Annotated in this window: 7 protein-coding genes, 1 tRNA gene and 2 pseudogenes; 7 read left to right on the top strand and 3 right to left on the bottom strand. The window is 54.1% G+C overall.

The genetic code is table 11. The features are described from left to right. Together ABF287_RS11765 and ABF287_RS11770 are read right to left on the bottom strand one after the other, a co-directional pair. Positions 1–553, bottom strand: a pseudogene (locus ABF287_RS11765) (dihydroorotate dehydrogenase (quinone)); the annotation flags it as partial. After that, positions 550–888 carry a DUF952 domain-containing protein gene (locus ABF287_RS11770; protein ID WP_347185203.1) on the bottom strand — a complete coding sequence of 113 codons (339 nt, stop codon included), beginning with the start codon at positions 886–888 and terminating at the stop codon, positions 550–552. The pseudogene ABF287_RS11765 and the gene ABF287_RS11770, both read right to left, overlap by 4 nt. 308 nt (positions 889–1196) lie before the next feature. Between ABF287_RS11770 and ABF287_RS11775 the strand changes: the two genes are divergently transcribed. The 3 genes from ABF287_RS11775 (at position 1197) to ABF287_RS11785 (ending at position 3815) form a co-directional block, all read left to right on the top strand. Beyond that, entirely contained in the window at positions 1197–2774 is a 1578-nt protein-coding gene (locus ABF287_RS11775; protein WP_347185197.1) for a bifunctional metallophosphatase/5'-nucleotidase, read from the top strand. A gap of 72 nt (positions 2775–2846) precedes the next feature. Next, the gene (locus tag ABF287_RS11780; RefSeq protein ID WP_347185198.1) at positions 2847–3155 is read left to right on the top strand and encodes a DnaJ family domain-containing protein; all 309 of its coding nucleotides are present in this window, start codon (positions 2847–2849) and stop codon (positions 3153–3155) included. Positions 3156–3158: 3 nt separating this feature from the next. Further along, entirely contained in the window at positions 3159–3815 is a 657-nt protein-coding gene (locus tag ABF287_RS11785; protein ID WP_347185199.1) for an SOS response-associated peptidase, read from the top strand. Positions 3816–3865: 50 nt separating this feature from the next. On the opposite strand, the gene ABF287_RS11790 is transcribed toward ABF287_RS11785, so the two are convergent. Further along, positions 3866–3939 (bottom strand) — tRNA-Gly (locus ABF287_RS11790). A gap of 139 nt (positions 3940–4078) precedes the next feature. Here ABF287_RS11790 and ABF287_RS11795 point away from each other — a divergent pair. The 4 genes and pseudogenes from ABF287_RS11795 to ABF287_RS11810 all read left to right on the top strand — a co-directional run. Further along, the gene (locus ABF287_RS11795) at positions 4079–6499 is read left to right on the top strand and encodes a Tex family protein (protein WP_347185200.1); all 2421 of its coding nucleotides are present in this window, start codon (positions 4079–4081) and stop codon (positions 6497–6499) included. 77 nt (positions 6500–6576) lie between these two features. Next, the gene (locus tag ABF287_RS11800; protein ID WP_347185201.1) at positions 6577–7419 is read left to right on the top strand and encodes a sterol desaturase family protein; all 843 of its coding nucleotides are present in this window, start codon (positions 6577–6579) and stop codon (positions 7417–7419) included. Between the two features lie 142 nt (positions 7420–7561). After that, positions 7562–8014 (top strand): Lrp/AsnC family transcriptional regulator, encoded by a 453-nt coding sequence (locus ABF287_RS11805; protein WP_347185202.1) that lies wholly within the window; start codon positions 7562–7564, stop codon positions 8012–8014. A gap of 278 nt (positions 8015–8292) precedes the next feature. After that, a pseudogene (locus ABF287_RS11810) lies at positions 8293–8717 on the top strand (indolepyruvate ferredoxin oxidoreductase family protein); the annotation flags it as partial.

An 8717-nucleotide genomic window follows, 5' to 3' on the forward strand; every position in this document is an offset into this window, starting at 1 on the left:
CGCGCAGCTTTTCGGTGTTGGGCGACGACACATTGACCGTCGCAAAGTCGATGTGGTTGCCGCAATGCGCCAGCACGCGGGCAAAGTCCGCCGCGCGATCATCGCTGTCTTTGTTTGCACCCAAGTTGAGCCCAACAGGCACAGCGCGCGATCCAGTATGGGGCGCTGTCGCTTTAAGACGGGCGCCGATGGACTCCATACCTTCGTTGTTAAACCCAAACCGATTGATCACGGCGCGATCTTCAGTCAGTCGAAACAGTCGTGGCTTGGCGTTGCCCGATTGCGCGCGCGGCGTCGCAGCGCCCACTTCGACAAACCCAAACCCAGCGCGTGACAGTTGCGGAATGGCTTCGGCATTTTTGTCAAACCCAGCGGCGAGGCCAATCGGGTTGGGCACTTCAAGCCCTGCAAAGGTGGTTTTGAGGCGCGGCGACGTGACGGGCCCCGGCAAAGGCGCAAGGCCCGCACGCAAAGCGGTCAGCGCCAAGTGGTGGGCTTTTTCAGGGTCAATTTTGCGAAGGACTTTGAGGCCCAGTTGTTCGGTGAGGCTCATTGCATTTCCTTTGGGAAGACGTGTTTATCATCGACGATGGGCAAAGGTTTAGACCAGACCACGTCGCTCATGTGCAAATCGCGGTACAAATGCGGGAACAAGGCACCGCCACGGGAAGGTTCCCATTTTAGCGCATCGCCCATGCCGTTTGTGTCGCAGGCCAACAGCAAGAGGCCTTCGATCCCTGCAAACCATTTGGTCGCGGTCTCGACAGCTTGGTCTGCGGTGGAAAAATGCACAAAGCCATCGGCCAGATCAACAGGCGCGCCCGCGGATTGGCCGGCAGTTTGGAGCGCCGCCCATTCGTCAGCGCGGAATATTTTGTAAATCAACATAACCCGCGTGATGCCAGTGCGCTGCAATCGGGTCAATGGGAATCAAGTTGAATATCAATGCCCAGTAGAGGCAGGTGGTACGATCAAATACCCTGCCTTTGCAGTAGAAAAACGATTTTTCGGGTGTCAGAGTGCGCGTGGGGCGGACGACAAATGGCCCGTTTTGGCGTGTAGGGCTTTCATATTTGCGCAAACTGCCTGTCATATAAGCGTTGTATTGCTGTGAAAGGAGTTGGCGTAACGGAATCTTTGACTCAATGGTCAGAGATAGCGCAGGCTCAAGTATCAACAACTAGGGGGGCAGTTTCATGCTCAGAAGAATTTTAACTACATCCGCCGCTTTGGCACTGTCCGCAGGTGCTGCGTCTGCAGATTATTCTCTAACAGTTTTGCACACCAATGATTTCCACGCGCGCTTTGAACCTATCTCTAAATATGATTCTGGGTGCTCATCTGAGTCCAACGCAGAAGGCAAATGTTTCGGTGGTTCTGCGCGTTTGGTGACAGCCGTTGAAGCCGCGCGCAAGCGCACCAATAATTCGATATTGGTTGATGGCGGCGACCAGTTCCAAGGCACATTGTTCTACACGTACTACAAAGGCAAACTTGCTGCTGAGATGATGAACAAGCTTGGCTATGACGCGATGACTGTGGGCAACCACGAATTCGATGATGGCCCAGAAGTTTTGGCTGGTTTCATGGATGCCGTAGATTTTCCTGTGTTGATGTCCAACGCGGATTTCTCTGGTGAAGCAGCGTTGAAAGACAAGCTGTTGAAATCCACAGTGATTGAACGCGGTGGCGAAAAGCTTGGTCTGATCGGCCTTACGCCACACAATACTGACGAATTGTCTTCACCTGGCCCGAACGTGATCTTTACCGATCCGTCTGAAGCCGTTCAGGGCGAAGTCGACAAGCTCACAGCAATGGGCGTCAACAAAATCATCGTGCTGTCGCACTCTGGTTACGAGACAGACAAACTTGTTGCGGCGAACACCACTGGCGTTGATATCATCGTTGGCGGTCACACAAACACGCTTTTGTCCAACACCAATGATCGTGCAGAAGGCCCTTACCCAACAGTGGTTGGCACAACTCAGATTTTGTCTGCATATGCATACGGCAAGTTTTTGGGCGAGTTGAACGTGACATTCAACGACGAGGGTGTCGTGACCGAAGCCGTTGGTGAACCTCTCATCATGGACGCAGCGGTTGTTGAAGATGAAACCACTGTTGCGCGTATCGCCGAAGCCGCTGTGCCTTTGGACGAAATTCGCAACAAAGTTGTCGCCGAAGCCGCCGAGATGATCGACGGGTCACGCGAAAACTGTCGCTACAAAGAATGTCAAATCGGCAACCTTGTGGCAGACGCCATGTTGGATCGTGTGAAGGATCAAGGCATCCAAGTGGCTTTGGCCAATGGTGGGGGCTTGCGTGCATCCATTGATGCAGGCGAAATCACCCAAGGCGAAGTTTTGACTGTTTTGCCATTTCAAAACACTTTGGCCACGTTCCAAGTCGATGGTGCGACGTTGAAAGCGGCGCTTGAAAACGGCATGGGCCAGTTTGATGACCCAGAAGATGACGGCCGTTTCCCACAGATCGCGGGCATGAAATATGTCGTTGAAAGCGGCAATGCCACTGGCGAGCGCGTGACCGAGATCATGATCGACATGGGCGGTACATGGGAGCCTCTGGATATGGCCAAGGTCTACGGCGTTGTGTCCAACAACTTCGTGCGCTCTGGTGGTGATGGCTACAAAATGTTCCGCGATGCGATGAACGTCTACGATTTCGGCCCAGATTTGGCGGATGTGACTGCCGAATACTTGGCTGCAAACGCGCCATACAAACCTTACCTTGATGGTCGTATCACCATCAAATAAGCGAACAGATGATTGCTAGAAAATTTGAAAAGCCCCCGCTACACTGTGGGGGCTTTTTGTATGGAAACGCTGATGAAACACCCGCTAGAAGACTTGATCGAAGCCAAAATTGCAGCCGCGAAAGCCGATGGCGCTTTTGACAATTTGGAAGGTATGGGCAAGCCACTTGCGCCTTGTGACGATCCGGAAAATATCTTGTTTTCGAAGGTTGTGCGGAACCATGGCAGCGCACCTGAGTTCGTCGTTTTGGCGCGTGAACTGGCTGACATGCGCGCGGAGTTGGCGGACACAGGTGATCGCACGCGGCGCATGGAAATCATGAAAGAGATGTCGATGATGGAGGCAAAAATCGACATCGCCCGCAAGCAGTTCAGCCGCTAAATCATGTGTGGCCGCTACGCTTATACCTTGCCAAATGAGGCGATGACGCAGTTGTTTGGGGCCGTGGCTGCCAATGATTTGCCTGAGGTGCCGAACTTTAACGTGTGCCCAACAAACCAAATACATGTCGTGTATAGCGCGGGCGATATCAGGCGCTTGGGCGCGATGCGTTGGGGCTTTGTGCCGTCATGGTACAAGTCCTTTAATGACGGCCCGTTGCTGATCAATGCCCGCAGCGAAACGATCGCGGAAAAACCAGCATTTCGAGAGGCTTGCCGTCTGCGGCGTTGCATCATTCCCATGTCGGGGTTTTACGAATGGGATCGGTCTGGAGAGGCAAAGTTGCCGTGGTATATCACGCCAACACAAGGCGATACCTTCGCCTTTGCAGGTATTTGGCAAGACTGGATTGCGGACGGTGAACGCCATCAAACATGCGCGATGGTGACGACAAAGGCCAACACCGCAATGGGGAAAATCCACCACCGCATGCCGGTGTTTTTGGCGCAAAAAGACTGGGGTTTGTGGCTGGGCGAAGAGGGGCACGGCGCTGCTCCGCTCATGCGCCCTGCAGATGAAAATGCGATGCAGTTTCACCGCGTAAGCACAGACGTAAATTCAAATCGCTCCTCTGGCCCAAGATTGATCGAGCCGATTTAGACGCAAAGAGAGCGGCTATCACACGTCCAACATTTAAAGATTTGGTGAATTGGAGCGGGCGACGGGAATCGAACCCGTGTCATCAGCTTGGAAGGCTGAGGTCTTACCATTACACAACGCCCGCTCTGTGGGTTCAGTGACTATTTCAAAGCCGCTGGGGCGTCAAGCAAGATGTCAGACCTTTTTTACCGCAAGGCACCGTGCGCGCTGCAATATCCGCTTGGCCCTGTGTGATAGGACCGCTATCAAAGCCTTCCAGTGTCATGAGGAGACTTGATTTGGACCAGACAGCGCAGCGTATTGCCCGCACCATTGCAACCGAAATTGGCGCGGCTGCGTCTCAAGTGATTTCGGCGACACAGATGTTGGATGCTGGGGATACAGTGCCCTTTATTGCGCGGTACCGCAAAGAGGTGACCGGTGGTTTGGATGACACGCAGTTGCGCAATTTGGCCGAACGTCTCACCTATTTGCGCGAGTTGGAAAAACGGCGCGGGGCAATTTCTGACTCGATCAAAGAGCAAGGCAAACTGACACCGGAATTGACTAAATCCATTGCGAATGCCGAAACCAAAGCCGCCCTTGAAGACATCTATTTGCCGTTCAAGCCCAAGCGTCGCACGCGGGCGATGATTGCGCGTGAAAACGGGCTGGAGCCACTGCTGCGCGCCATTATGGCCGATCGCAATGCTGATCCCGAAGTGCTTGCGCAAGCGTACTTGAGCGAGGCTGTTGAAACGCCAAAAGATGCGCTGAATGGCGCGCGCGATATTTGCACCGAAGAACTGTCCGAGCGGGCGCAGCTGATCGGGAAACTGCGTGATTTCATGCGGCGCGAGGCGGTGATCTGCGCACGTGTTAAAGACGGGATGCAAGAAAAGGGCGCAAAGTTTTCGGACTATTTTGACCACACTGAGAAATGGTCGCAGATTGCGTCTCACCGTGCCTTGGCAATTCTACGCGCTTCCAAAGAAGACATTTTGACCGTCGATATTATGCCTGAACCTGAGGAAGGTCTGCCGCGTGTGATCGCGATGGTCGAGGCCGAAATTGGGATCACGGGCACTGGAAAGGGCGACGTGTGGCTGCGCTCTGTTGCGTCTTGGACGTGGCGTCTCAAGCTTGGGATGACAATGTACACTGAGCTGTTGGGCGAGCTGATGCGCCGCGCGCATGAAGATGCTATCGCCGTCTTTGCGCGCAATTTGAAAGACTTGCTATTGGCGGCTCCTGCGGGACCGCGCACCACCTTGGGCCTTGATCCAGGCATTCGCACAGGCTGTAAAATCGCGGTGGTTGATGCCACTGGCAAGGTTTTGGCGACGGAAACGATCTATCCGTTCCAACCCAAGAATGATCTGCGCGGGTCTGAGGCCGCGATCTTGCGGTTGATCCAAGCGCATGGTGTGGATTTGATCGCAATCGGCAATGGCACTGCCAGCCGTGAGTCGGATCGTTTGGTGGCTGATGTGCTGAAGCTTTTGCCCAAAACCGTCAAAGCCCCAACCAAAGTGATTGTGTCCGAAGCGGGCGCCTCAGTCTATTCCGCTTCTGAACTGGCGGCCAAAGAATTCCCCGATTTGGACGTGTCCTTGCGCGGCGCGGTGTCGATTGCACGGCGTTTACAGGACCCATTGGCGGAACTCGTTAAGATCTCACCTGAAGCGATTGGTGTGGGGCAATATCAACACGATGTGGACCAACGCAAATTGGCGCAAGCCTTGGAAGCCGTTGTCGAAGATGCGGTGAACGGTGTGGGCGTTGATTTGAATATGGCGTCCTCTGCCTTGTTGGCGCATGTTGCGGGGCTTGGCCCGTCGATTGCGCAAAACATCGTGGAGTACCGCGATGCAAACGGGGCCTTTGAGTCGCGTAAGGCGGTTCTGAAAGTTGCGGGTCTGGGGCCCAAAGCCTTTGAACAAGCCGCCGGATTCTTGCGGGTTGTTGATGGCGTTGAGCCGCTTGATGCATCGTCTGTGCACCCTGAGGCCTACGGTGTCGCGCGCAAAATCGTATCGGCGTGCGGGCGCGATATTCGGGCCATTATGGGACACCCAGAGACGCTTAAGGGATTGAACGCGCAGGATTTTGTAGATGATCGCTTTGGTCTTCCAACAGTGCGCGACATCTTGGGTGAATTGGAAAAACCGGGCCGTGATCCACGCCCGAGTTTTGTCACTGCGACCTTTGCTGATGGGGTCAATGAAATCAAAGACCTCAAGCCTGGTATGCTGTTGGAGGGCACCGTGACCAACGTGGCGGCCTTTGGCGCGTTCGTGGATGTGGGCGTGCACCAAGATGGATTGGTTCATATCAGCCAGCTCGCGGATAAGTTCGTCAAAGACCCGCACGAGGTCGTGAAGGCAGGCGATGTCGTGAAGGTGCGTGTGACCGAAGTTGATGCGCCACGCAAACGCATTGCGCTGACAATGCGCAAAGACGGTGGCGGATCATCCAATGCGCGCGGTGAACAGCAAGGGGGCGCACAGCGCAACGGGTCGCAAAACCGCAATGGCGGTGCGCAGGGCAAACAATCGTACAATGCCAACAAAGGCCATGCCAACAAAGGTGGCCGTGCAACTTCGGGCAAAATGTCGGCTGGTCCGTCTTCCAAATCCGGTGGGTCATCTGCAAGCACCGGTGCTTTTGGGGCGGCGTTGCTTGATGCGATGAAAAAGAAATGATGCAGCGCCCTCTATCGCGGGGCCGCTTTCCCACGTAGGCTTTTGAAAACGCCGCAAGGGATACACCGGATAGGGATATGACCGACTTTTTTCTGATCAATGAACCGACGCTGCGCTTGGCTGTGTTTTTAGGGGTGCTTGTTGCCATGGCCCTGTGGGAACTTTGGTCGCCACGTCGCCGCATTGAGGTCCCGCGTTTGATACGTTGGTCGAACAATCTGGCACTGGTGGTGATCGACACATTGGTGGTGCGGCTGTTGTTTCCAGTGGCGGCCGTAGCGCTGGCTTTGGTCATGAGTGAACGGGGCTGGGGTCTGTTCAATCTGTTGGAATGGGCGGTTTGGGTCGAGGTTGTGATCTGCGTTGTGCTGCTTGATTTCGCGATCTACTTACAGCACGTGGTGTTTCACCATGTGCCTGTGTTGTGGCGCTTGCACCGGATGCATCACGCAGATGTTGCCATTGATGTCACCACGGGCTTGCGCTTTCATCCGTTGGAAATCGTTCTGTCGATGGCGTTCAAACTGGTTCTTGTGGTGCTGCTTGGTCCACCTGCCATCGCGGTGTTGATTTTCGAGGTCGTGCTGAACGCCAGTGCGATGTTCAACCATTCCAACATCCGACTGCCGAAACGCGTCGATGCCGTTGTGCGCCTATTTATCGTTACGCCAGATATGCACCGCGTCCACCATTCAGTGGTCCCACGTGAAACCAACAGCAACTATGGTTTTAACGTGCCGTGGTGGGATCGTCTGCTTGGGACATATATTGCGCAACCAAAGGCTGGGCATGATGAGATGCAAATCGGGCTGAACCAATTTCGTGCGCGGCGCGAGCTTTGGATTGATCGGATGATTTTGCAGCCCCTGCGTCGTGGTTCAGATCACAGCAGCGAAGATCAGGGGCCTGGACCTGACTAGAACGGCTTTCTACGTGGCAGTGACAGTGTTGCGTGAATTGATGTTTGATCAGGACAATGTTGCAGATCTGTTGGGCATGTGATTTTGATAGGGTCGTAAACCTACTGGTCATTTGAGCCGGTGATATCTGAAGGATTGGGTTATGGACGACGCTGACAGACGTATTTTGCGGGCCATTCAAAAGGACCCTGACCTGACGATGCGCCAACTTGCGGAGGTGACAGGCCTAAGTCACACACCGTGTTGGCGCAGGCTCAATCAGCTGAAAGACGCTGGGGTGATCGAAGCAAAGCGGTACATTCTGAGCCCCGCCGCTGCTGGGTTTTCAGTTGTTGTATTTTGTTTTGTGCGGATGAAAGAACACAAACGCGAGTCCCTTATTGAGTTTGAGGCGGCGGTTCAGCGTATTCCCGAGGTGATGCAGTGCTATTCTGCCACGGGCGATCATGACTATATTCTGAGGGTGCTCGCGCGCAGCGTTTCTCATTATGAGCAGACGATTAAGAACCACGTTGTCGAGCTGCCGCATGTGTCATTTATCAGCACAAGTGTGACCCTCAATGAGGTCAAAAACACCACAGACATTCCAATTTAGCGCCAAAGTACCGTGTTGCGCCATGTGAAGTATGGCAGGTATTTTGACCTAAATTGATACACCTTCTTGTGACGGTGTTGCGCATAATGAAGAATCTCGAGGACAATGAGTGACCGCGTTCCGCACGTACTTGGTATGATAATCCCAAATAACTCAGGCTTTTGAGCGAATTGAACCTCTTCAATTTGGCTCGGCGCTGAATATGTTGGGAGGCATTTACTTTGAACGCATCTGTTACTTTGGACAGCAAATATAGCTTGCTGGGTGGCTCCGCCTTTATGACGGGCACGCAGGCTCTTGTTCGATTGCCTATGACCCAAATGCGCCTTGATCGCGACGCAGGGTTGAACACCGCGGCCTTTATTTCTGGCTATCGCGGGTCTCCGTTGGGGAACTACGATCAGCAACTTCAGCGCAGCAAAAAACTTCTTGCGGAAAATGACATCGTGTTCCAGCCGGGCTTGAACGAAGACCTTGCGGCGACGGCTGTTTGGGGATCGCAACAAGTTGGGCTTGCCAACCTGCCGCGCAAAGATGGCGTTCTTGGCATTTGGTACGGCAAGGGGCCAGGCGTGGACCGGTCCGGCGATGTCTTGAAACATGGTAACGCTGCGGGGTCTTCAAAGCACGGTGGTGTTCTGGCACTCGCGGGCGACGATCACACCTGTAAATCCTCCTCCATTCCGCACCAGTCGGATCACGC

The sequence above is a fragment of the Pacificibacter sp. genome, assembly GCF_039769035.1.
Taxonomy (GTDB): domain Bacteria; phylum Pseudomonadota; class Alphaproteobacteria; order Rhodobacterales; family Rhodobacteraceae; genus Celeribacter.

Bases quoted from the DNA above. Each gene is read 5' to 3' on its own strand.
- ABF287_RS11800 (WP_347185201.1), top strand. From the start codon at position 6,577: ATGACCGACTTTTTTCTGATCAATGAACCGACGCTGCGCTTGGCTGTG.
- ABF287_RS11805 (WP_347185202.1), top strand. From the start codon at position 7,562: ATGGACGACGCTGACAGACGTATTTTGCGGGCCATTCAAAAGGACCCT.
- ABF287_RS11785 (WP_347185199.1), top strand. From the start codon at position 3,159: ATGTGTGGCCGCTACGCTTATACCTTGCCAAATGAGGCGATGACGCAG.
- ABF287_RS11795 (WP_347185200.1), top strand. From the start codon at position 4,079: ATGAGGAGACTTGATTTGGACCAGACAGCGCAGCGTATTGCCCGCACC.
- ABF287_RS11770 (WP_347185203.1), bottom strand. From the start codon at position 888: ATGTTGATTTACAAAATATTCCGCGCTGACGAATGGGCGGCGCTCCAA.
- ABF287_RS11775 (WP_347185197.1), top strand. From the start codon at position 1,197: ATGCTCAGAAGAATTTTAACTACATCCGCCGCTTTGGCACTGTCCGCA.
- ABF287_RS11780 (WP_347185198.1), top strand. From the start codon at position 2,847: ATGAAACACCCGCTAGAAGACTTGATCGAAGCCAAAATTGCAGCCGCG.